This window comes from Streptomyces sp. NBC_01717, from assembly GCF_036248255.1.
Taxonomy (GTDB): domain Bacteria; phylum Actinomycetota; class Actinomycetes; order Streptomycetales; family Streptomycetaceae; genus Streptomyces.
The window spans coordinates 8,279,463-8,300,269 of sequence record NZ_CP109178.1 but is presented as its reverse complement, the minus strand read 5'-3'; the positions used below and the strand labels follow the sequence as shown (position 1 = coordinate 8,300,269).

19 protein-coding genes, 1 pseudogene and 1 riboswitch are annotated in these 20,807 nt (G+C 67.8%); of the genes and pseudogenes, 13 read left to right on the top strand and 7 right to left on the bottom strand.

Features of this window, described 5'->3' with window-relative positions; genetic code table 11:
* Window positions 1–415: 415 nt before the first annotated feature.
* Together OHB49_RS37565 and OHB49_RS45930 are read left to right on the top strand one after the other, a co-directional pair.
* Window positions 416–1,078, top strand: a pseudogene (locus OHB49_RS37565) (transposase family protein); the annotation flags it as partial.
* Window positions 1,023–1,646, top strand: a complete 624-nt coding sequence (locus OHB49_RS45930; RefSeq protein ID WP_443079687.1) for an LLM class flavin-dependent oxidoreductase — start codon at window positions 1,023–1,025, stop codon at window positions 1,644–1,646. The pseudogene OHB49_RS37565 and the gene OHB49_RS45930, both read left to right, overlap by 56 nt.
* Window positions 1,647–1,767: 121 nt before the next feature.
* Here the strand turns inward: OHB49_RS45930 and OHB49_RS37560 are convergent, their stop codons facing one another.
* On the bottom strand, window positions 1,768–2,538 hold the full coding sequence (locus tag OHB49_RS37560) for a hypothetical protein (RefSeq protein WP_329165363.1): 771 nt from the start codon (window positions 2,536–2,538) through the stop codon (window positions 1,768–1,770).
* Window positions 2,539–2,780: 242 nt separating this feature from the next.
* A complete protein-coding gene (locus OHB49_RS37555) occupies window positions 2,781–3,155 on the bottom strand; it encodes a peptidase inhibitor family I36 protein (protein ID WP_329165362.1) in 375 nt (124 codons plus the stop codon).
* A 160-nt stretch (window positions 3,156–3,315) separates the two neighbouring features.
* Here OHB49_RS37555 and OHB49_RS37550 point away from each other — a divergent pair, with 160 nt between their 5' ends.
* Window positions 3,316–4,377, top strand: a complete 1,062-nt coding sequence (locus OHB49_RS37550) for a winged helix-turn-helix transcriptional regulator (protein WP_329165361.1) — start codon at window positions 3,316–3,318, stop codon at window positions 4,375–4,377.
* A gap of 142 nt (window positions 4,378–4,519) precedes the next feature.
* Here OHB49_RS37550 and OHB49_RS37545 read toward each other — a convergent pair whose 3' ends face one another.
* On the bottom strand, window positions 4,520–5,278 hold the full coding sequence (locus OHB49_RS37545) for a DeoR/GlpR family DNA-binding transcription regulator (protein WP_329165360.1): 759 nt from the start codon (window positions 5,276–5,278) through the stop codon (window positions 4,520–4,522).
* Between the two features lie 74 nt (window positions 5,279–5,352).
* Here OHB49_RS37545 and OHB49_RS37540 point away from each other — a divergent pair, with 74 nt between their 5' ends.
* The 3 genes from OHB49_RS37540 (at window position 5,353) to OHB49_RS37530 (ending at window position 8,287) form a co-directional block, all read left to right on the top strand.
* Complete coding sequence (locus tag OHB49_RS37540; protein ID WP_329165359.1) at window positions 5,353–6,549, top strand: MFS transporter; 1,197 nt, start codon at window positions 5,353–5,355, stop codon at window positions 6,547–6,549.
* Between the two features lie 182 nt (window positions 6,550–6,731).
* The gene (locus tag OHB49_RS37535) at window positions 6,732–7,811 is read left to right on the top strand and encodes an NAD(P)H-dependent amine dehydrogenase family protein (protein ID WP_329165358.1); all 1,080 of its coding nucleotides are present in this window, start codon (window positions 6,732–6,734) and stop codon (window positions 7,809–7,811) included.
* Window positions 7,808–8,287, top strand: a complete 480-nt coding sequence (locus tag OHB49_RS37530) for a carboxymuconolactone decarboxylase family protein (protein ID WP_329165357.1) — start codon at window positions 7,808–7,810, stop codon at window positions 8,285–8,287. Before OHB49_RS37535 ends, OHB49_RS37530 begins: the two co-directional genes overlap by 4 nt.
* 3 nt (window positions 8,288–8,290) lie before the next feature.
* On the opposite strand, the gene OHB49_RS37525 is transcribed toward OHB49_RS37530, so the two are convergent.
* Window positions 8,291–9,919 (bottom strand): GMC oxidoreductase, encoded by a 1,629-nt coding sequence (locus tag OHB49_RS37525; RefSeq protein ID WP_443079686.1) that lies wholly within the window; start codon window positions 9,917–9,919, stop codon window positions 8,291–8,293.
* 381 nt (window positions 9,920–10,300) lie between these two features.
* On the opposite strand from OHB49_RS37525, the gene OHB49_RS37520 reads away from it, so the two are divergent.
* Window positions 10,301–10,852 carry a DinB family protein gene (locus tag OHB49_RS37520; RefSeq protein ID WP_329165354.1) on the top strand — a complete coding sequence of 184 codons (552 nt, stop codon included), beginning with the start codon at window positions 10,301–10,303 and terminating at the stop codon, window positions 10,850–10,852.
* Between the two features lie 58 nt (window positions 10,853–10,910).
* Window positions 10,911–11,525: a GNAT family N-acetyltransferase gene (locus OHB49_RS37515; RefSeq protein WP_329165353.1), complete on the top strand. Its 615-nt coding sequence runs from the start codon at window positions 10,911–10,913 to the stop codon at window positions 11,523–11,525.
* 133 nt (window positions 11,526–11,658) lie between these two features.
* On the opposite strand, the gene OHB49_RS37510 is transcribed toward OHB49_RS37515, so the two are convergent.
* The 3 genes from OHB49_RS37510 to OHB49_RS37500 form a co-directional block, all read right to left on the bottom strand.
* Entirely contained in the window at window positions 11,659–12,426 is a 768-nt protein-coding gene (locus OHB49_RS37510; RefSeq protein WP_329165352.1) for a transglycosylase SLT domain-containing protein, read from the bottom strand.
* A gap of 2 nt (window positions 12,427–12,428) precedes the next feature.
* Window positions 12,429–12,616: riboswitch (cyclic di-AMP (ydaO/yuaA leader) on the bottom strand.
* A 634-nt stretch (window positions 12,617–13,250) separates the two neighbouring features.
* Window positions 13,251–13,406 carry a hypothetical protein gene (locus OHB49_RS37505; protein ID WP_329165350.1) on the bottom strand — a complete coding sequence of 52 codons (156 nt, stop codon included), beginning with the start codon at window positions 13,404–13,406 and terminating at the stop codon, window positions 13,251–13,253.
* Between the two features lie 675 nt (window positions 13,407–14,081).
* Window positions 14,082–14,297 (bottom strand): hypothetical protein, encoded by a 216-nt coding sequence (locus OHB49_RS37500; RefSeq protein ID WP_324608694.1) that lies wholly within the window; start codon window positions 14,295–14,297, stop codon window positions 14,082–14,084.
* Between the two features lie 391 nt (window positions 14,298–14,688).
* On the opposite strand from OHB49_RS37500, the gene OHB49_RS37490 reads away from it, so the two are divergent.
* The 5 genes from OHB49_RS37490 (at window position 14,689) to OHB49_RS37470 (ending at window position 20,798) form a co-directional block, all read left to right on the top strand.
* Window positions 14,689–14,889, top strand: coding sequence for a hypothetical protein (locus tag OHB49_RS37490; protein WP_329165349.1), 201 nt, complete (start codon window positions 14,689–14,691; stop codon window positions 14,887–14,889).
* Complete coding sequence (locus OHB49_RS37485; RefSeq protein ID WP_329165348.1) at window positions 14,886–15,305, top strand: hypothetical protein; 420 nt, start codon at window positions 14,886–14,888, stop codon at window positions 15,303–15,305. Before OHB49_RS37490 ends, OHB49_RS37485 begins: the two co-directional genes overlap by 4 nt.
* A gap of 270 nt (window positions 15,306–15,575) precedes the next feature.
* The gene (dacB, locus tag OHB49_RS37480; protein WP_443079603.1) at window positions 15,576–17,198 is read left to right on the top strand and encodes a D-alanyl-D-alanine carboxypeptidase/D-alanyl-D-alanine endopeptidase; all 1,623 of its coding nucleotides are present in this window, start codon (window positions 15,576–15,578) and stop codon (window positions 17,196–17,198) included.
* 500 nt (window positions 17,199–17,698) lie between these two features.
* Complete coding sequence (locus tag OHB49_RS37475; protein WP_329165345.1) at window positions 17,699–18,601, top strand: AraC family transcriptional regulator; 903 nt, start codon at window positions 17,699–17,701, stop codon at window positions 18,599–18,601.
* A 235-nt stretch (window positions 18,602–18,836) separates the two neighbouring features.
* The gene (locus tag OHB49_RS37470; protein WP_329165344.1) at window positions 18,837–20,798 is read left to right on the top strand and encodes a maleylacetate reductase and hydroxyquinol 1,2-dioxygenase domain-containing protein; all 1,962 of its coding nucleotides are present in this window, start codon (window positions 18,837–18,839) and stop codon (window positions 20,796–20,798) included.
* Window positions 20,799–20,807 lie beyond the last annotated feature (9 nt).

The following is a 20,807-nucleotide window of genomic DNA, read 5'->3' as shown; positions in this document are numbered from 1 at the left end:
AACACCACCTCGCCGAACACCGCCGGTGCCACGAATCACCCAGCCTCAGCCGCCCCCGTCCGTCGTCGTCGGGCCCCGTACGGCAACTCTTCCTGTGCGCGGAGGCGGGAGGTGTTGTGTTCCGCTCTCCAGGCAGGCAGTTCGGCCTGGTCCGCTGCCTGCAGACGCGTCGCACGGTACCGCCGCCGGCGATGCGGAGGCTGCGGGACAATTGATCCCGCCCCACCGAGAACGCCCTCCTCAATGGTGTTCCGTCTATTGCCGCCAAGCAGCCAGGTCCATTCAGAGGTCGTCAGTCGTGGTGTTCCGGCCGCATTCGCCCTCGCCGGGCACCTCAGATCGAGGAGTCCGCGTTCGACAACAAAGTCGCCTGACCGCGGCCGAACTTGACGCGCTGCGGCCCTGAGTTGTCTGGATAGCCTCGTTCACCGAGCTCAGCCTGCGTCCTTTCGGTATGCCGGTGACCACGTTGCGCCGTTAAGCTGCAGATCCGGTCCGAAGGGGCGCCTGTGAGCTCATCCGCTGGAGGGCCGGGTGCTGCTCGTGGCGGGCTACTGGCGAACGAACTTGACGACGCGCCAACTCGCTCCGCTCTTCAGTAGCTCGCAGTCCGCGGTCGAACGCATCATCGACCACCTCGGCCCATCTCTCGCGCTCCAGCCGCGCAAACGGTTCCGCAAGGATACCGTGCTCATCGTGGAGGCCCCTGGCACCCACCCGCGACCACACCATCGCCGAGCGGTCCAAGAACTATCGGTACTCCACAAACCACCAGGTCGTCATCGCCGCCGACACCCGGCTCGTCGTGGTGGTCGACCGACCCCTGCCGGGCAACCGCAACGACTGCAAGGCGTGGAAGGAGTCCGGCGCGAAGGCTGCCGTCGGCAAGACCACAAGGATCGCCGACGGCGGCTATCCGGGCACCGGGCGCGTGATGCCTTACCGCCGCCGCAAAGGCGTAGAACTGCCCAGCTGGAAACAGGCCCACAACAAGTCCCACAAGCAGATCCGCGCCCGCGTACATCTTCTCCGGCGGACGACTGGCGCTCGGCCTCGGTGCCGGCTGGAACGAGCAGGAAGTCTTCCGGCGCCTACGGCATCGAGCTGGGTGGCAGCGCAGCGACCCGTTCGAAGAGGCCTGCGAGGTGCTCATCGGACTGCTGTCGCCGCAGGAGACCATCACTTTCAAAGGCAGTTGCTACGAACTGACCGACGCGCGATGCAACCCCAAGCCTGTGCAGCAGCCGCACCCGCCGATCTGCATCGGCGGCAGTGGGGAGAAACGCAGACTCCGCACCGCGGCCCGATTCGCCCAGCACTGGAACTTCGACAGTGGCACACCAGAACGGTTCGGCGGGGCGCGGGACGTGCTGCATCAGCACCGTACGGACGTCGGTCGTGACCCGGCGGAGATCCTGCTGTCCGGCCAAGTGCAGTTCACCGGCGACCTGGCAGCGACCGGCCGCAACAGCCGCGGCTCGCCACGCGGCAGGCGCGGAGCTCGCGATCGTCTACTTGCGTCCGCCGTACACACCGGCCGTGCTGGAGCCGCTGACCCGCGCGTTGTCGGAGCTGTGCTGAGTCGGCCCGGTTTCCTTGTTCGTCGGCGACGGAACGTCTGCCGAAGAGGGCGCACAGTCGAGTGACGCCACGCGGTAACTGAACGGTACGCGACACGAGAGCGGTCGGTCCCACGACCTGACCGTGGCCACGACGAACTCGGTACGGCTTCGGGCGGGGTCGACCCAGCGGACCAGGCGACCCCCTTCAGCTCCCGGCCCGATCGAGAATCCCTCGTGCGGCGACGACCCGTGCCCGACCCGCTCGAGAGGCGTCCTCGAGCTGTGCCCGGTTCTCGGCGAGCTGTCCCTGTTGATATTCGGACTCCACCGCGAACCAGATGCCGGTGAGATTCACCGCTTCCTTGCAGTCAATGTCCGCCAATGCCACATCGCGCTCCAGCCGGGTCTTTCCGGTACCAAAACGGGTATCTCCTGCCGCGTCCAGCGGATCGTTGTAGTCGTAACCACTGCGCTGCATGCAGGCCGACCATCCGGAAATCACTTTCCGCACCCGGGGGTCGCGTTGTGACACATAGAAACTCTCGTCCATGAGGCTGAGGGCAAGATTTTGGTCGCGACTGGGAGCCGCTCTTTTCGCAAGCGTTTCGCGGGCTTCTCCGCTGCACCCCTGGTCCGGCACCTTGCGGCCGTTCACGGTGGCCGGTCCGCGGCCGGAAAGAATTGCCGTCCGGAGATATTCGGGGATCTTCGTATGTGGTTCGGCGCTCCGTTTCGCGGGCTTGTCGCCCATTCCGTACCCGCTCACCGCGGCCAGTTTCCGGTCGGTTATCCCGTACCGGCGCTCCACACTGGTGCCGGGCTCCGCGCCGCCGTCCCGCCGCTCGGGTGCCAAGGTGAGGCCGTAGCGCGCCGCGCACTGCGCGACGAGGCGGCTCTCGGCCGCGTTGATGGCGCGGCCGTCGGCCAGGCCGACGGTGTAACGGGCCAACGGCACCTCCATGCGAGCGGCTTCCACGGCCGTGGGGATACGGAGGGACTGCGCCGCGGGGTTTTCGAGATGCTTCCCGGACTGCCCCGCACCGGCCGAGCAACCTGCAAGGACGCAGGCCACGAGGAGGGCAGCGGCAGCGGACGGGAGGCGCGCGGGCTTTCTGCGCCCGGGTGCGAACATGGCTGTCTCCAGGCTCCAGGGGTGGGTGCGTGCACCCCGGCCGGCCGACGTGGCTTGCGAGCCCCGCCGGCCGGCCGGGCCGGGGATCAGTACGAGGCGGACTCGATCTGGTTCCGGAAGTTCGTCATCTGCGAGTTGGCCTCACCGGAGTCGTACCAGCCGGACGTACCGGTCTTGTTCGTCCCGAAGTAGACGTACCACCGCAGGGAGTCCAGATTCTTGGCCGAGGCGGAGTTGTTGCCGACCCGCTGGCTGGAGTTGCCGATGAAGTAGTTGTCGTTGAGGTTGAGGTCCGAGTAGTACATGTCCCAGATGCCGTTCGCATAGTTCGGGTTGTACCAGAGGCAGAACTCGCCCGACTCGCACACGCCATTGTGCTCCGTGGCGCCCGCGGGGACCGCAAGACCGGCAATGGACATTCCAGCCACAGCCGCGGCAGCAAAGAACTTGGCCAGCTTCATTTTCTCCCCTTCTCGATCGATACCGAAACACGCAATCCAACCGAATCACTTAATTGTGAAGCCGGTTGAACCACACCTTCACAGAGATTGCCACCGCTGTTCACGGGCAGCTACCTTGTTCGAGCTCTGTTGAAACGGGCACCTCACGTGAAGGAGTACTGTGCTCCGCATTCACTTCTCCGGACCCGATCTCGGCCGGACCCGCCTGACCGCCGAGCCCGATCCCCTGTGGGAGACAGCGGCCTCACTCCACCGCCTGCAGACCAAGCGCGGCCGTGGGACCTACGCCGCATGGCTGCGCTTCGCCTGCGAAAAGCTGAACGATCCCGCACTGGCGCGCACGGTGCGGCATTTGCTGCTGCCACTGTTTCCGCGCGCCGCCTACTTTCCGGATTTCCTCACCCCCGCCGCCGCGAGCGAGGGGCTTTCTCCCGGTCTCGAAGCCATCCGCGCCACCCCGTCCGCCCGGGTCGCGGCCGAAGTCGAGCAACTGACCAGAGTGGTGACCTCGACTCCGCGCGGACTGACTCGGCTGGCCGCCGCTGAGCACAGGAGCGAGCTGACCGCAGGGCTGAGGGCGTACTACGACGCACTCATCGCGCCGCACGAGGCGACCATTCGCACCCGCATCGAGGCCGAGCGGGTCTTCCGCACCCGTTCCCTGCTGGGAAGAGGAGTCGAGGACATGCTGTCCGGCCTGGGTCCGGGCCTTCGCTGGCGCAGCCCCGTCCTCGAGGCGGACCACCCCACCGTCGACGCGGACCTGCATCTGGGCGGCAGAGGACTGCGGTTGGTGCCCTCGTACTTCTGCTGGGGTTCAGCCGTGGTGCTGGCCGACCCCGAGTTACCGCCCGTGCTGGTCTACCCCATGCGCCACGAGCGAGCGGCCGCAACGGCAGACATCGCCGACGCCGACGCGGTCCCGCTGACCACGCTGCTGGGCCGCACTCGTGCACTTGTACTGCGTGCCTCCGCCACCGGGGCCACCGGCAGTGAACTGGCCCGTTCTCTCGGCATATCCCCTGGCACCGTCACCTTCCACACCAAGGCGCTGCGCGACTCGCAGCTGATCGCCAGCGTCCGCTACGCGACCAGCGTGCTGCACACACTCACGCCGCTCGGCTTGGCCCTGCTCGCCGCCAACGCCACGCGGACCAGGGCCAATAGCGGCGGTCGTCGACCCTCGCGGCCTGCCGCAGGAATGGATCTCGATCACGAATAACCATGTGCGGTGGAGCAGCGGCGACCGGCCCACCGGGCAGCGGAGGCTGCTGCTCCGCAGCGCGCTCACCGCGGCGAGCACTCACATCTGGACAGCATCAGCACGGAACGCCGGGGCGCGTGCCGTTCAACTGACGCACAGGTCATACCTGTCGCACATGCACGCCCGCGGCAGCCAATGCGTCGACCTCGTCCTCGGGCGCGGTCTCGTCGGTGACAACGGCGTGCAGTGCGGTGGCGGGCGCGACGAAGGCAAGGGCGGTACGGGACAACTTCGCGCCGTCCGTGACCGCGATGACCCGGCGGGCCGATGCGATCGCGGCCCGCTTGGTGGCGGCGTCGTCCAAGTCGTACGCGGTCAGGCCGTTCGCCGCGTTCAGTCCGCAGCAGCCGATGACCGCGGTGTCGAAACGCAGGGCGGCCAGCGATGCCTCGGCGAGCGGGCCGGTGAGTGCGAGCTCGCCCCGCCGGGGGCGGCCGCCCGGCACCAGAAGCGTGAGGTCCGGCGCTCCGGTCAGCGCGTTCACCGCGTGCAGGGAGAGCGGCATGACCGTCAGGCGCCGGTGCTCCAGCGCCCGGGCCACCTCCAGGCAGGTGGTACCGCTGTCGAGGACCACGGACTCCCCGTCGGCGATCAGCCCGGCGACCTCGGAGGCAATGCGCCGCTTGGCCTCCAGTCCCTCCGTCGCCCGCAGCCCGAAGGGCGGTTCGTCGCCGCGCAGCAGCAGGCTCCTCGCTCCTCCGCGGTACCGCTCCAGGATGCCCTGCCCGGCCAGGGTCTCCAGGTCGCGGCGAATGGTCATCTCCGACGCGCCGGTCAGGGCAGCCAGCTCCGCGACGCCGGCACTGCCCGCGTCGCGTACCGCCTCGGTGATCCGTCTCAGTCGATCCGTACTTGCCACATCAGCGATAGAACACCATTGATGTTCAAAATGCAATCTTTCAAACATCAAAGATGTTCGTTATGTTCATCGGCATGGAGAGATCGCTGCGGACCGGCCGACTGGTCACTACCGCCTACTTCGCCCTGAACGGCTTCGTCCTGGGGATGTGGGTCGTCCACATCCCTGCCGTCGAGCGCCACGTGGGCATCAGCCACGCCGTGCTCGGCTGGCTGCTGCTGCTCCTCGGCGCGGGAGCCTTCGCGGGGATGCGGATCACGGGCCCGCTCACCGACAGGTGGGGCGCCCGCACCGTCGTACCGCTGAGCGCGGCGCTGTGCAGCGCAGCCGTGGTCCTGCCGGGCCTGGCCACGGACGCGTGGACGCTGGGAGCGGCACTTGCGCTGCTCGGACTCGGCAACGGCTGTCTGGACGTCAGCATGAACGCGCACGCCATCCAGGTCGAGCGGGGTTACGGACGCCCCGTCATGTCCGCCTTCCATGCCACGTTCTCCATCGGCGGCGTCCTTGCCGCGCTGCTCGGCGCGCGCACGCTCAGCTGGGGCTGGAGCCCGGCGGTGACCCTCGGCTCAGTGGCCGTGCTCGGTCTCGCCGTCGCCGCGCTCGCCGCCCGCGGGCTCCTGCCTGCCGCACACGCCCCCTCCCCTGCCGCGAAGGCTCCCGCCGGTGTGACGACGAAGCCGGCGCACCGGACATCCCGCCGCATCTGGGCGCTGGCCGCGCTCGCGCTGATGCTCATGCTCTGCGAAGGCGTCGCCAACGACTGGAGCACTCTGCATCTGCGGGATGTCCTGAACGCTTCCGCCGCCGTCGCAGCTCTCGCCTACGGTGCGTTCTCGACCGCCATGACGATCGGTCGACTGCTGGCCGACCGAGTGGCCATGCGCTTCGGGCCGGTGGCCATCCTCCGCTACGGGGCGGCCCTGGCCGCGGTCGGTCTGACGACGGCCACCTTCTCCACGTGGATCCCGCTGGCCCTGGCCGGCTGGGCCGTGTTCGGGGCCGGGCTGTCCGGCTGCATCCCCCAGCTCTTCAGCGCCGCCGGCCACGCCGATCCGAGCGCCGCCGGAACGAACGTCTCGCGCGTCGCCGGCCTGGGCTACCTCGGCATGCTCGCCGGCCCCGCCGTCATCGGACCGCTGACGCACTTCATGCCGCTCAACCTGACTTTCCTGCTGCCTCTCGGGTTCTGCGTCGTGGCCGCGTGCTCGGCCCACATACTCCGCTCGCCGCACGCCGCTCCCAGTCGTCTGGAGGCCGAGGCAGCATGACCGGAACCAACCCCGCGAGCCCGGTGCGCAGCACACCCGGTGCCGCGGTGTATCCATCGCCCTGACGACGTAGCGCGCAGCCCGAGCCACGTGCCGGTGGAGCCGCCTCCCCTGTCCGCGCCCGGCAAACTCGTCGCGTCACGGCACTAGGAACTGATAGGCCCTCTCGCTACCCTCCGCGCATGATTTCCACGGTGGTCTGGGGCACGGGCAACGTCGGCCGCGCCGCAATCCGCGCTGTCGAGGCCCATCCGGCGCTCGAGCTCACGGCCGTGCTCGTCCACAACCCGGACAAGGTGGGACGTGACGCGGGCGAGCTCGGTGGACTCGGTCGTCCGCTGGGGGTCGTGGCGAACGACGACGTCGGTGCCGTGCTGGCCACCGGCCCCCGGGCCGTGGTGTACGCCGCGTCCGGCGACATCCGCCCCGACGACGCCCTCGCCGACATCAGCAGGGCGATCCGGGCGGGGGCCGTGGTCGTCACCCCGGCGCTGTACGCCCTGTACGACCAGTTGGGCGCCCCGCCTGAGCTGCGGGATCCGGTGCTGGCCGCCATCGCGGACGGTGGCGGTTCACTGTTCGTCTCCGGTGTCGACCCCGGCTGGGGCAATGACGTACTCCCGTTGCTGATCAGCGGACTCGGCACCTCCGTGGACGTGATCCGCTGCCAGGAGATCTTCGACTACTCCACCTACGAGCAGGAGGAATCGGTCCGGTACCTGGTCGGCATGGGCCAGCCGATGGAGTACGAGCCACTGATGCTCGCACCGACCGTCCCGACCATGGTGTGGGGTGGGCAGATACGGCTGATGGCCAGAGCCCTGGGAGCCGAACTCGACGACATCCGGGAGACGTTGGAACGGCGCCCGCTGGACGCCACGGTGAGCACCAGGACGATGGGCTCGTTCGAGGGCGGCACCCAGGGCGCGGTGCGGTTCGAAGTGCAGGGCATCGTCGGAGGCGAACCCCGCATCGTCATCGAGCACATCACGCGCATTCACCCCTCCTGCGCACCGGACTGGCCGACACCGCCCGACGGCGACGGTGCGCATCGAGTGATCATCGAGGGTCGCCCGCGCATCGAGGTCACGGTCGAAGCCACCGACGAGGGCGAGAACAGATCCGCGGGCGGGAACGCCACCGCGGTGGGCCGGCTCGTGAACGCCATCGACTGGCTCGTGAACGCGGAACCAGGACTCTACGACGCGCTCGACGTCCCGCTGCGCCCCGCAGTCGGCAGGCTCGGAAGGAGAGAACCATGAACATCGACATCCCCGACGGCAAGGACGCGATCGAGTACGTGTGGGGCGAGATGGTGCCCGGGATCGGGATCGCCGCATCGAACTTCTCGCTGGCGGTGTACGCCCATACGACCCTGGGACTACGCGAGTTCGAAGCCGCGCGTTTGCGGATCGCCCAGATCAACGGGTGCGTCTTCTGTCTCGACTGGCGGACCGAACGGGACGGCGTGAAGGTCGAGGAGGATTTCGCCGACGCGGTGACCCAGTGGCGTACCACCGACGTCTTCGACGACCGGACCCGGTTGGCCGCCGAATACGCCGAGCGGTACGCCCTCGATCACCACAACCTCGACGAAACGTTCTGGTCCCGGATGAGCGCGCACTACAGCCAGCTCGAGATCGTGGAGCTGAGCATGAGCATCGGATCATGGCTGGCGTTCGGCCGGCTCAACCATGTGCTGGGCCTCGACACCGTGTGCGCGCTGCCCGGCCGTTGATCGTCACAGGTCGGTGGCGATGATCTTCTCGATGTTCCGTTCGGCGAGCGCGGTGATGGTGACGAACGGATTGACGCTGGTGTTGCCGGGGATCAGCGAGCCGTCGATGACATACAGGCCGGAGTAGCCGTGCAGGCGGCCGTAGTTGTCGGTGGCCCGGTTCAGCACCGCGCCGCCGAGCGGGTGGTACGTCAGGTGGTCGCCCCAGATCTTGTAGGTACCGAAGAGATCGGTCCGGTAGATCGTCCCCTCCTTCTGGTTGATCCTGTCGAAGATCGTCCTGGCGGCGTCGATGGACGGCTGCTTCCAGGCGGTCTGCCAGTTCAGGTCGACCTTGCCCGTCGCAGCGTTCCAGGCGAACTCGGCCCGGTTCGGGTTCTTGGTGATGGACAGGTAGAACGAGGCGAACGTCTCGATCCCGGTAGGCAGCGGGGCGACCTCGGCGAACGCACCACCGGCGGCCCAGTTGTCGATACCGCCCGTGGGGATGGAAGCCTGGAGGCTGCCGGTCGGGTCCCACAGGTGGTTGGCCCGGCCGCACATGACGTTGCCGTTGTCGCCCCACCCTTTGCCGATCTCGTTGTTCAGGCCGGGGAGCGCGCCGGTGGCCTTCAGCTTGACCAGCAGCTTGCTGGTGCCCACGCTGCCGGCCGCGAAGAACACCCGGTCCGCGGTCACCGTCTTGGTGGCCGTGGTGGCACCGCCGGTGTCGAGCTGGTCGATGACGACCGTGTAGCCGCCGCCTGTCACCGGTGCGACCGAAGTGACCTTGTGCAGCGGCGAGATGGCGACCCTGCCGGTGGCCCTGATCCGGTCGATGTACGTCTTCTGCAGCGATTTCTTGCCGTAGTTGTTGCCGTACAGGATCTCGCCGGCCAGCGCCGACCTGGGAACGGTTCCGGCCTCCTCCTGCTTCATGTAGTCCCAGTCGTACACCGTGGGCACGAAGACGAACGGGAAGCCGGCACGCTGGGCGTGCTTACGCCCGACCCGGGCGTACTGGTAGCACGCGGCGGTCTCGAACCAGGCTGGATCGATGATGCCGACCCCGAGGCCGGCATTGGCGCGCGGGTAGTAGATCCCGTACATCTCGTCGGCGTCCACCGACGGGAGTACGGCTCCGAAGTTCTCGCGCTTGGGGGTGACGGCCATGCCACCGTTGACCAGCGAGCCGCCGCCGACGCCGCGGCCCTGGTAGACCGTGATCCCGTCGAACTCCTCGGCGTCGAGGATTCCGGTGCTGCGGGTGACGTCCTTGTCGATGGGGAAACCGAGGAAGTTGCTGAGGGGCTGCTTGGTCCTGGTGCGGAGCCAGTACGACCGGCTGTCCGGGGATGTCGTGTTGGAGAAGATCTTGCCGTCCGGGCCCGCGGTGTCCCAGGCCATCCCCATTTCGATCATGTGCACGTCGACGCCTGACTGGGCGAGACGCAGAGCGGCGACGGATCCGCCGTATCCGGTGCCGATCACGAGGGCCGGGACATGGGCCCCGGAGTCGATCGGAGCGGCTGCGGAACCGAGCCCGGCCTGGGCCGGGGTGCTGTGACCCGCGAGGGCCACGGCTCCTAAAATAGAACCAGTTCCTGTGATGAATCTTCGACGCGATACGCCCTTGGGGCCTACATCACGCATGGTAGAGTCACTCATGTGACACGCCTCACTCTCGACAGAGTGAAACTGGTTCTACTGCCGTTTGCGTGTCAAGTCACTACATACCTGTGGGTAACTTGCGCCCACTCACGGCACGCCCCGGACACACCACGCCGTGCGTCAGCGCACAGCGGGCCGGTCCCGGCTCGGTGCCGCTCGACCGCCGCCGAGCGCCAAGCAGCGACTCAGGCAGCAGGGCCCGGTGACGGGTCGCGAACATCAGGCGAGGAAGCTGGAATCCACGGCCGATGCGGTAGCCCCATGAGGTGTTCGGACGGATTCGATCGTGACTCCTCACGCTCCGACAACAACTCCCCATATTCCGGAAGCAGATCGACCGGAATTGGCCGTAGCCTGCCCGCCATGAGCGAGAACAACGAGCCGTTGCTCGAGGAACCACCGGTCGCGGGCAACGAGATCGACACCCTGGTGGGTTCCCTGGAACGCCAGCGCAGGACGCTGGCGTGGAAGTGCGCGGGTCTGGACGCGGCCGGCCTGCGGACGACGGCCGCCGCCTCGAAGATCAGCCTGGGCGGGCTGCTCAAGCACCTGGCCCTCGTGGAGGACGACGTCTTGTCCCAGAAGCTGCTCGGGCGGGAGCCGGCTCCCCCGTGGGACACGGTGGACTGGGACGCCGATCCCGACTGGGAGTGGTCCTCGGCCGCCGGGGACACCCCCGAGCAACTCATGGCGCTCTGGCAGGACACTGCGGCCCGCTCCCGCGCCAACGTCCGGCAGGCGCTGGCCGAGGGTGGCGTCGGACACCTCGCGGCGTTCACCAACTCCCGCGGGCAGTCACCCAGTCTCCGGCGTCTGCTGATCGACCTCATCGAGGAGTACGCACGCCATGTCGGACACGCCGACCTCATCCGCGAATCCATCGACGGGCTCGTCGGGGAGGACCCGCCACGATGAGACCGACACTCTCGGACAGGCCGGTTCCGGTAGCGGCGGGGCGGTGATGATGCCAGGCATGGCCCAGCCGATCCCGGATGATCAGCTCGCGATCGTCCCCGCCGAAGAAGCATCGTGGGACGACCTGCAGACGATCTTCGGCACCACGGACTATCCGTCCATGTGCCAGTGCCAGCGCTTCAAGATCACGGGCTCCCAGTGGGGTTCGGTCCCCCTGGCCGAACGGGCCGAGCGCCTGCGTGAGCAGACCGGTTGCGGAAATGCCGGTGCGCCTTCGACAAGCGGTCTCGTCGCCTATCTGGACGACGAGCCGGTCGGATGGTGCGCGATCGAGCCCCGGACGTCCTACCCCCGCCTGCTCCGCGCCCGCGTCCCCTGGACCGGACGGCAGGAGGACAGGACCGACGACAGCGTCTGGGCCGTGACCTGTTTCGTCACCCGCAAGGGCTTCCGTCTGCGCGGCATCACGTACGCACTCGCGCGCGCCACGATCGGCTTCGCGCGCGACCGCGGGGCCCGCGCGGTCGAGGGCTACCCGATGATCACGCGGCCAGGGGTGGAAATCACCTGGGGCGAACTCCACGTCGGCAGCCGTGACGTCTTCGCCGACGCAGGGTTCGTCGAGGTGAGCAGGCCCACACCCAGGCGGGCCGTCATGCGGATCGACTTCTGATCGTCGCCCCGCGCCCCTGCTGATCGCGGCGGTCGACATGTGAATCCATCGAGCAGAGACAGGAACGGGTGGCGAGGCCCCCTCGGACCCTCGCCACCCGTCACTCCTGAACCGGTATCAACGCAACCGGGCGTCAGTACGCCCCGAACACGTTGTCGATCGAACCGTACTTGGCGGCGGCGTAGTTGCACGCAGCCGTGATGTTGGCGACCGGGTCGTAGGGGTCCATCGACGTGCCGGACACGTGGTAGGCCTTGAACGTGGGGTCGATGACCTGCAGGAGCCCCTTGGACGGCGTGCCCTTGGCGGCGTTCGAGTCCCAGTTGTTGATGGCCTTGGGGTTGCCCGAGGACTCGCGCATGATGTTGCGGTGGATGCCGTCGTAGCTGCCGGGGATGCCGTGCTGCGCCATGACAGCCAGCGACTCCTTGATCCAGCCGTCGAGGTCGTTCGTGTACGTCGTGGGCTTCGCGGCGGCGGGAGTGGCACTGCTCGCGGCGGGCTTGGACTCGACAGCCGGGGTCTCAGCCTTGGCACCGAGGGTCAGCTTCATGCCCGGGCTGATCAGGGCGGGGTTGGCTCCGATGACCTCGCGATTGTCCTGGTACAGCTGCTGCCAGCCACCACTCACGGAATGTCCAGTGGCGATCTTGTAAAGAGTGTCACCGGCTATCACGGAATAGACGGAGGGCGTGGCCTTCACAGCGGAAATTCCCTTGGCCGGGGCCACAGCGGGCGCCACAGTCTTTGTGACGGTGGCGACGGACTGTGCCGGCGCTGCCGAAGCAGTGGTCGCACCGATCACAGGAAGTGCGAGAGCGGCTCCGCCCGCGGTCACGGCGATGAAACCGCGACTCAGCGAACTGGACTTACGACGACGGTGGTTACCCGTTGCGGGCATGATGCATTCCTCTCCGTCGCCTACGAGGTGAGCTGTCGGGTTCAGGCTGGAGTTGCCTGGCCGTATGGGAATACGGCTTCACCCCTAGCCGTTCCGGATACCGGATCGGCTGCTTACCTGGGTCCCCCGCTCCTGCCGTACGTGGGTGGTCGGATTCCCGGACGGCGGCAGGATTCGGCGTTCCATCCGGATTGACGGTGACCGTAAGCGAGAAACTCCGACCTGAACAAGCCCCCACTTTTCGATCACAATTCATTTACAAGATCGAGTCGGGGAATTATCCGCAATCCACACCCGCCCGCGAAGCCAACTTTCTTTGCGGGGAAGGGAACCGAGCGGTACGCCGTTGCGTCCGCGGGCCGGGAAAGTGACTCTCACCACTCGGCCCGAAATGGGCGATTTGCCCGGCAGGCAGGACCTCGACCTGTGCGGATCATGCATTCACTGGCAAAGCGAGCAATTCCTATTCATTGCCAGAATTCCGACATTTAAGACATCTATGGGCGGGCGACCGTCCATCGACTCGTCGGGACGGGCGTCCCCCCGCGGGAGGCGACAGCTGATGCGGCAGCGCGTCACGCGCTCCACCGGCTGCGGCACACGAGCGGCCGCGCACCGGCCGGGGCGCGCAGGCTCACGCGAACGACGGTCCCGATGGGCGCAGGAGGTGCCGTACGCCCCATCGGCATGGCTGTCACGGTGCGCAAACGCCCTACCCGCCCGCCGGGGCCGTCCGGCAGCACGAGAGAAGTGATGGCCATGGGGAGCCCGGGGTGCTGATCATCGTGTCGCTGCGTCGCTCTCGCCGCGCGACCATCGCCCGGTCACCGGCTTGCCGCACACCAGCCGTCCGGACGAGGCGCATCGTGATCACCATCGCTGAGCCGGCGGTCGAGGAGCTCCGGCCGGATGAACCCGACGCGGCCTTCGAAGGCTGCCGGATCGACCTTCTTCAGCTTCTCGGCAATGCGGGAGCACACCGCAAGATCCTTCTCTTCGCCCCTTCGGACGAGTACTCCTCGGGCCCGCCCGGTTCGCGGAGGAATTCGGAATCGGTCGCACGACAGGCCGGAGCAATGCAGCGAGGCCTCTGCTCGGCGATGCGGGACAGCCTTCGACGGCAGTCAGTGCCTCGGCTGATCATGCGAATCCGTCCTCATCCTGCGCGTCGAAACCGGCAGTGCGCACGCCTGCTCCGGATGCAATACGGTAACGCCCCACTTTCCGCCTTGCGTTGGCGTTGATCCAGCGACCGCTGGAAGAAGGGGAAGTGCCACGGAGTCGAGAGGCAAGCATTCCACCCTTCGATTCCTTCCACCACAACCCTGTCCAACTCCATCCATTCATCAGAGGAGACGCCGTGTTGAAGCAAACCCTGCAAGTCGGCATGCGCTCGCGTGCACCCCTTGGCGCCTGGTGTGTTCCCACGTTGCGCGGCCCTCGTAATCGATTCGATCCGGCAAGAATTACGTCGCGTATCAGGTGCGTCGTGACGGAGTCGGGGCAAGGTCTATTCCGAACCGATTGAATCAGCCGATGTCACCTGAATCCCGATCAGCTGCCCTCCAGATCCACCATGTTCACCACATGAACGGGAAGTTGTACCGGTTGCGGACACAGGGCCTCGGCGTGAAGCCGGTTCGACCGCTTTCTGATCATGGAATGTCCAGGATGTGCAGCGGCCGGGTGGCGTCGCGGGTGTTCCTTCTGAGGGCGGCGGCGATGCCGTGGCGGCCGGTAAGGAGAAGGGCTCCGATGACGAGGTTGCGCCAGGTAGCCATGGCGCGGGGCCCGTTGCCCGTCCGGAGCTGTGAGGCGTCCTCGGCGAAGGTGGTGTCTCTGACGTGGTGCAGTGCCGTGAACCCACTCATTCGCTTTCACGCCGAGGCCCTGGAGCCGGGCTTTCCGCCACGCCGTCAGGGGCGGCTCGATCAGGGTCCATCGGGCGTCGGACAGAAGCGAGCGAAACGGACTGCAGGGCCTGCACGGCAGGAGGCGACGAAGTTCGCGTACTCCCCGAACCTGAGCAAGAAGGACAATGAGCAAAGCCGCCTTCTGGAACTTACCTGCGCAAACGCCCTCTCAGGTCGGTGTCGCTTCTTCAGTTGACCTGTCCATGAACGCTGGGGACTCCTGCATACTCATGCTCCCAGCGATCTTGCTCGGGACAAATTGGGGAGGGGCACAATGCCGCCGACGAACGTACACAACAGGCGAAGACCCCGATGGCGAAGTGGGCAACGGGCCGCCGCCGCCATGTTGGTGCTGACCCTCACCGGTGGCTTCGCAGCAGCGGCCAACTACGAAGCACAGGCGGACACCGAGCCAGTGTCAGCGTCGGCCGTGCCGCCGGCGCCCGACCTCGGGCCGGCCGAGGCCGCCAATGAGTCCGAGGCCCGGATTCTGTTTACCGACATCAAGCTGGCCGAGGACGCACTGCCCGGCCTGGTGAAGAAGTATTGACCCGCGCACTGCGCTGCGCCGGGGTCACACTCGCAGCCCTGGCCACGCTCACTGCTTGCGGTGGGCGTCCGGAACCGTGCCCAGCGCTCGACCTCATCCCGACGGTTGGCGTGTCCTGGCGGGCCGAATCCCTGCCCTACGACACGGCCACCACGTACCGGTTGTGCGCCGCAAAACACTGCACGACGGGTGCACTGCGGGTGTACGGCGACCAGGTGCACGTCTCGGTGGATCTCCCGAAGAGCTTCAACGACCGGACACCACGTGTGACACTTCGGCTGTCGGACGATTCGGGCACGCCAATCCTGAACGCCTCACACACAATCACTCTGAAACAGGCCGAAGACGGCTGCGACCAAGCCCTGACCGGGGCGTTGCAACTCACCACAGACGGTAAGTTGAAGGACGTGCGCTGAACCATGCCGGGCGGGGGCGAAGTCCCCGCCCGGCAACCAGCGACACCCCCCCTGATTTCGCTCAGCCGAGAAGCCTGTGACGCTGCTCGTCCAAGACCATCGTTGGGCACGGGCCAGGAAGAAGGACCTCCGCTGAAGGTCGTCCAGGGCAGGCGGACAGGAGTACAGCTCCGGCCCACCGCCACGCCTTGGCACCCCGGCCCGGCCGCCCTCGGATCCGAACGACGTAGGCCTTCCGCCGAGGATCCGGATGCCTGATGATCTCTTTCCATGCGCATGCCAACGATTCACCGAAGATTCCGCCATCGGGCCTTGCTCTGGGCCGTCGCCGCGAGCCTGACTCTCACCGCCACCTCAGGAGCCCCGGCCGGGGCAGACACCCCGGCGCCCGGCCTGTCGCAAACCCTTGACCACATCCTCAGCGACACCCGGCTGAACGGCGCCCAGGTCGGAGTCGTCGTCAGCGACGCCGAAACCGGGCAGACGCTCTATCAACACAACGGCGACGGGCGTCTGGTCCCCGCATCCAGTACGAAGCTTCTGACGTCGACCGCGGCCATGGCGCTGCTCGGCCCCGACTACCGGTTCAGTACCGATGTACTCGCGGACGGCTCCCGACACGGGTCCGTGATCCAGGGCGACCTGTATCTTCGCGGCACCGGCGACCCCACGATGCTGGCCGAGGACTACGACCGGCTGGCCGCCACGGTCGCCGCATCCGGGATCCGCCGGATCACCGGCCGACTGGTCGCTGACGACACCCGGTTCGACAGCAACCGGCTGGGCGCGTCCTGGGCGGCCGACGACGAGTCCGCCTACTACTCGTCGCAGATCTCTCCACTGACGGTGGCCCCGGACACCGACTACGACGCGGGCACCGTGCTCCTCTCGGTGACCCCGGGCTCCGCGCCCGGCGCAGCGCCCGCGGTGAAAGCCACCCCGTCCAACGACTACGTCCGCATCGACAACCGTGCCACCACGGTCGCCGCCGGTGAGAGTCGTACAATCACCGTCGATCGCATGCATGGCAGCAACACCATCGTGGTCAGCGGCAAGATCCCCGTCGAGAGCGCACCCGCCACGTCGTGGACCAGCGTCTGGGAGCCCACAGGCTATGCGACCGCCGTCTTCGCGGACGCGCTGGCCGCACACGGAGTGAAGGTGACCCGGGGGACGGTGCTGGGCAAGGCCGTTCCGCAGGGTGCCACGACTTTGGCGTCCCATCCGTCGATGCCGCTGAAGGACCTGCTGACCCCGTTTCTGAAGCTGTCCAACAACAACCATGCCGAGGTGCTGGTCAAGACCATCGGTTACGAGGTGAAGGGCAGCGGCACCTGGTCGGCCGGGCTGTCGGCGATCGCTGACCACCTGCGTACCCTCGGATTGGACCCCGCTGACCTGCGTCAGATGGACGGCTCCGGCCTGTCGAGGATGGACGTGGTGTCCACCGAGCAGTTCACCGAACTGCTGGTCGCCGCACGCCATCAACCGTGGTTCCAGGAGTGGTACGACGCCCTGCCGATCGCCTGCGTGTCCGACCGGATGGCCGGCGGGACGCTGCGCTCCCGCATGTGCGGGACCTCGGCTGCGGGCAATCTGCACGGCAAGACCGGCTCGCTGACCGGCGTCTCGGGGCTCTCCGGCTATGTCACGGACGCCGACGGCCGCAAGCTCGTCTTCAGCTTCGTCAGCAACAACTACGTCGCGAGCTCGGTCAAGAACATCGAGGATGCGGTCGGAGCGGCGCTCGCGGGTTACAGCGTGAAGGGCGCACAGCAGCCGCAAGGTACGGCCCGGTCCGATCGTCCCTCGACCGATACGCCCACTGCCAGGGATGCGCAGTCCGGGCGCACCGACCTCGAATGCTCCTGGACGAAGCCTGTGAGCTGCTGAGCGACGGTCGGAGTACTCCAGGACAGCGCACGGCTCCGCGAGGCGCCGGTCTGGTCCGGCCGGAGGTCGACCGTGAGGGGCGGGGGCGCACCCCGCCCCTCACCTGGCGCCGTTGCCGGCCGCCCGCGCGGCTCAGCACGCGCGAGGTGATCAGGGGTGCTGATGTCGGGTTCAGGTCGGAAGGGGCCGCCGCCTACGGCAACCCGCGCGACCAAGGGCTGTCCCGTAATCCCTGGTGGATCGGCGCTTGGCGTCGGATGCGGTGCATCGCAAGGCGGAGGGGCGTCCTCATACCGGTCGTATTCGGGCGTTCTGACAACGCGGCGAGGTGCCGTGGCCGTCGTCGCGCGCCCGCCGGGGATTACGGGACAGCCCTTAGGCAGACGCTCGCCGAAGGCCGGCCGGATCAGTGGGCAGGCCCTGGCGGCCCGGCAGGGAATACATCACAATGATCCAACATTCAATAAAATGATATGGCGCGGACCGCACGGGAGAATCGCATGGGACTTTCGACCTCGGGCGAAACCATGCCTGAGCTGGGGCTCCTCGACACCGCCGGCATCCTGCGCCGGCCAGGGGTGAGCCCGGAGCGGACCAGCTCAGGACTGGGCTGGGAGCACGCCTACGTCTCCACCCAGCGGGAACAGCCGTATCACGCGACATTCGAGGCTGCACCCACCCACCTGCTGATCCTGCACCTGGGCGGCCCGGTGACCGTCCGGCGCCGCATCAGCCGGTCGATGCGGGCCCAGCGGATCCCGGCCGGGGGGATCTTCCTCCACCCCGCGGGCCGCGCGCTGGACGTCGAGCTCCAAGGGGGACTCGACACCGTCCACCTGTATCTCAGCGACTCGGTCCTGCAGGAAGCACACGGTGAGGGCGGGACGGTGGAACTCGCCGAGGAGCTGGGCAGCTCCGATCCGCTGATCGAGCAACTCGTCCTGGCTCTGGACGGCGTCGTGCGGCTCCGGGAGCCCTCCGCCCGTACCTACGTGGATCACCTTTTGGGGACACTCGCTGCTCAGCTCGCCCGGACACACGCGGCCGGCCGGTCCGTGGACCGCGACAGCGCGTCATCAGGACTGACGAGCGGACAGCTCATGTCCGCACGTGAGTTGATGGAGACACGGCTCTCCGAGCCGCTGCCCGTAGCCGAGTTGGCCTCGGTCACCGGTCTGAGCGCGAGCCAGTTCAGCAGGCAGTTCAGAGCCAGCACCGGTAAGTCACCCCACCAGTTCCTGCTCCAACTGCGGCTGGACCACGCACGTCGGCTGCTGCGCACCACAACGCTGCCCATAGCCGACCTGGCCGCCCACTGCGGCTTCTCCCATCAGGAGCACCTGACCCGCGTGATGCGCGCCAAGCTGGGCACGACCCCTGCTGCCTTCCGCCGGGCTTGCTGACCTTCGATTCCAAGTCCCGCGCCGCCGCATTCACTCCGGCCCGCCCCCACCGTACGCGCCCTGCTCCGCCTCCCGATGTGGCGCAAACCCGTCCGCGGCCCCTCTCACGACCATGGCGCCGCGCCGATCCGGCAGAAGATACGCGCGAAACGTGCAGGAAACGGGATGTCCACAGCCCCGACACTCGGTGGCAGACGTCCAAGGACCCCCACGGCACATGCGAAGGCGGAAAGCGATGAGGAACTTCGTCCACACCTCCCACCCCTCGCGGGTCATCTTCGGCACCGGAACGGTCGGTCAGGTCCGCGACGAAGTCGAGCGGCTCGGCTGCTCCCGCGTCCTGCTCCTGGCCGGCCCGGCGGTGGCCAAGGCCGCCGCCCGCGTGCGTGATGTCCTCGGAGACCTCACCGTGGCGGAGTTCGACGGTGCCGCGATGCACACCCCGGTGGAGGTGACCGAGCGAGCGCTCGACGTGCTCCGGGAACACTCCGCCGACTGTCTGGTGGCTGTCGGCGGCGGTTCCACGACAGGGCTGGCCAAAGCACTCGCGCTGCGCACCGATCTCCCGCAGCTGATCCTTCCCACCACATACGCGGGCTCCGAGGTCACCCCCGTGCTGGGTGAGACGCACGGCGGACGCAAGGTCACCCAGTCCTCGCCCGCGATTCTGCCCGAGACCGTCGTCTACGACGTCGAGTTCACCCGTGACCTGCCGGTGGGCATGTCGGTCACCAGCGGAGTCAACGCCCTCGCCCACGCAGTGGAGGCCTTGTACTCGCCGCAGGCGAACCCGGTGATCGACGGCATGGCGCTCGACGCGGTCGGCAGGATCGCCCGCGCCCTGCCGGCTCTCGTCGCCGAGCCGTCCGACACCGCGGCACGTGCCGACCTTCTCCATGCCGCATGGCTGGCCGGTACCTGCCTCGCCTCCGTCGGCATGGGACTCCACCACAAGCTGTGCCACACACTGGGCGGTACGTTCGGCCTGCCGCACGCCGAAACACACACGGTGATCCTGCCGCACGCCATGGCCTACAACGCCCCTGCGGCCAGGGACGTCATGAGCCGGATCGCCGAGGCACTGGGTGTGGCAGACGCCCCGAGCGGGGTGTTCGACCTGATCGCCTCCGTGGGAGGCCCCACCTCGCTGGACCGGCTGGGCATGGCGCAAGCGGATCTGCCGGAGGCCGCGCGGCTGGCCGTCGCCACGCCGTACCCGAACCCCCGGGAGCTGACGTACCAGGGCATCGAGAGCCTGCTGCAGGATGCCTGGCGGGGCCGCCGTCCGGCAGTTCCCGCGGTGCAGGCTCCCCCGGCACTCGGGGCGCCTGCGGACCTGGAGCGCCTTACCGAGCAGGTGGTGGCGAGCTTCGCCGACGCACCGGACCCGCGGGTCGGGCAGCTGCTCGGTGACCTCGTACGGCACCTGCACCACTTCGTGACAAGCAACGACGTCACCGAATCGGAGTGGCAGCACGCCATCGACTTCCTGACCCGCACCGGTCAGATCTGCACGAGCACCCGTCAGGAGTTCGTGCTGCTGTCCGACACGCTCGGGGTCTCCAGCATCGTCGACCTGCTCACCAATTCGCGCACCCCCGAGACCACACCGTCAGCGGTGCTCGGACCGTTCTACACGGACGGCCCGCCGGAGACCGCGCAGGGCGCCGACATCTCACGGGGTGTCGCCGGCACTCCCCTGTGGGCCGACATCCGCATCACCGACACGGACGACCACCCACTGCCGGACGCCGTCGTGGATGTGTGGCAGGCCAACAAGGACGGGTTCTACGACGTCCAGCTGCCCGAGCACGAAGGCCCGGTGCTGCGAGGACGCCTGCGCACGGACGCCGAGGGACGGCTGCGCTTCTGGACGATCCTGCCGGCCGAGTATCCGATCCCGGACGACGGTCCGGTGGGGCAGATGCTCCAGGCCGTCAGCCGTCATCCGTACCGCGCTCCCCACCTCCACTTCATGATCTCCGCACCCGGCCACCGGCGCCTGGTCACCCAGTTGTTCGTGAAGGGCGGCCCCTACCTGGACTCCGACACCGTGTTCGGCGTCAAGGAGGGCCTCGTCATCGACTTCGCGCCCCGCACCGGCCCCACCCCGGACGGCCGCGCCGTCGACGGTGAGTGGCGCAGCCTGCAGTTCACCTTCCGCATCGCCCACATCGCCGACGCACCGGCAAGCTGACGAGGAGCA

What these genes read in the sequence shown, in the direction of transcription:
- OHB49_RS37500 (WP_324608694.1), bottom strand. Translation starts at nt 14,297, where the DNA reads ATGAGTGGGTTCACGGCACTGCACCACGTCAGAGACACCACCTTCGCC.
- dacB (WP_443079603.1), top strand. Translation starts at nt 15,576, where the DNA reads ATGCGCATGCCAACGATTCACCGAAGATTCCGCCATCGGGCCTTGCTC.
- OHB49_RS37470 (WP_329165344.1), top strand. Translation starts at nt 18,837, where the DNA reads ATGAGGAACTTCGTCCACACCTCCCACCCCTCGCGGGTCATCTTCGGC.
- OHB49_RS37520 (WP_329165354.1), top strand. Translation starts at nt 10,301, where the DNA reads ATGAGCGAGAACAACGAGCCGTTGCTCGAGGAACCACCGGTCGCGGGC.
- OHB49_RS37515 (WP_329165353.1), top strand. Translation starts at nt 10,911, where the DNA reads ATGGCCCAGCCGATCCCGGATGATCAGCTCGCGATCGTCCCCGCCGAA.
- OHB49_RS37530 (WP_329165357.1), top strand. Translation starts at nt 7,808, where the DNA reads ATGAACATCGACATCCCCGACGGCAAGGACGCGATCGAGTACGTGTGG.
- OHB49_RS37540 (WP_329165359.1), top strand. Translation starts at nt 5,353, where the DNA reads ATGGAGAGATCGCTGCGGACCGGCCGACTGGTCACTACCGCCTACTTC.
- OHB49_RS37475 (WP_329165345.1), top strand. Translation starts at nt 17,699, where the DNA reads ATGGGACTTTCGACCTCGGGCGAAACCATGCCTGAGCTGGGGCTCCTC.
- OHB49_RS37535 (WP_329165358.1), top strand. Translation starts at nt 6,732, where the DNA reads ATGATTTCCACGGTGGTCTGGGGCACGGGCAACGTCGGCCGCGCCGCA.
- OHB49_RS37555 (WP_329165362.1), bottom strand. Translation starts at nt 3,155, where the DNA reads ATGAAGCTGGCCAAGTTCTTTGCTGCCGCGGCTGTGGCTGGAATGTCC.
- OHB49_RS37525 (WP_443079686.1), bottom strand. Translation starts at nt 9,919, where the DNA reads ATGCGTGATGTAGGCCCCAAGGGCGTATCGCGTCGAAGATTCATCACA.
- OHB49_RS37510 (WP_329165352.1), bottom strand. Translation starts at nt 12,426, where the DNA reads ATGCCCGCAACGGGTAACCACCGTCGTCGTAAGTCCAGTTCGCTGAGT.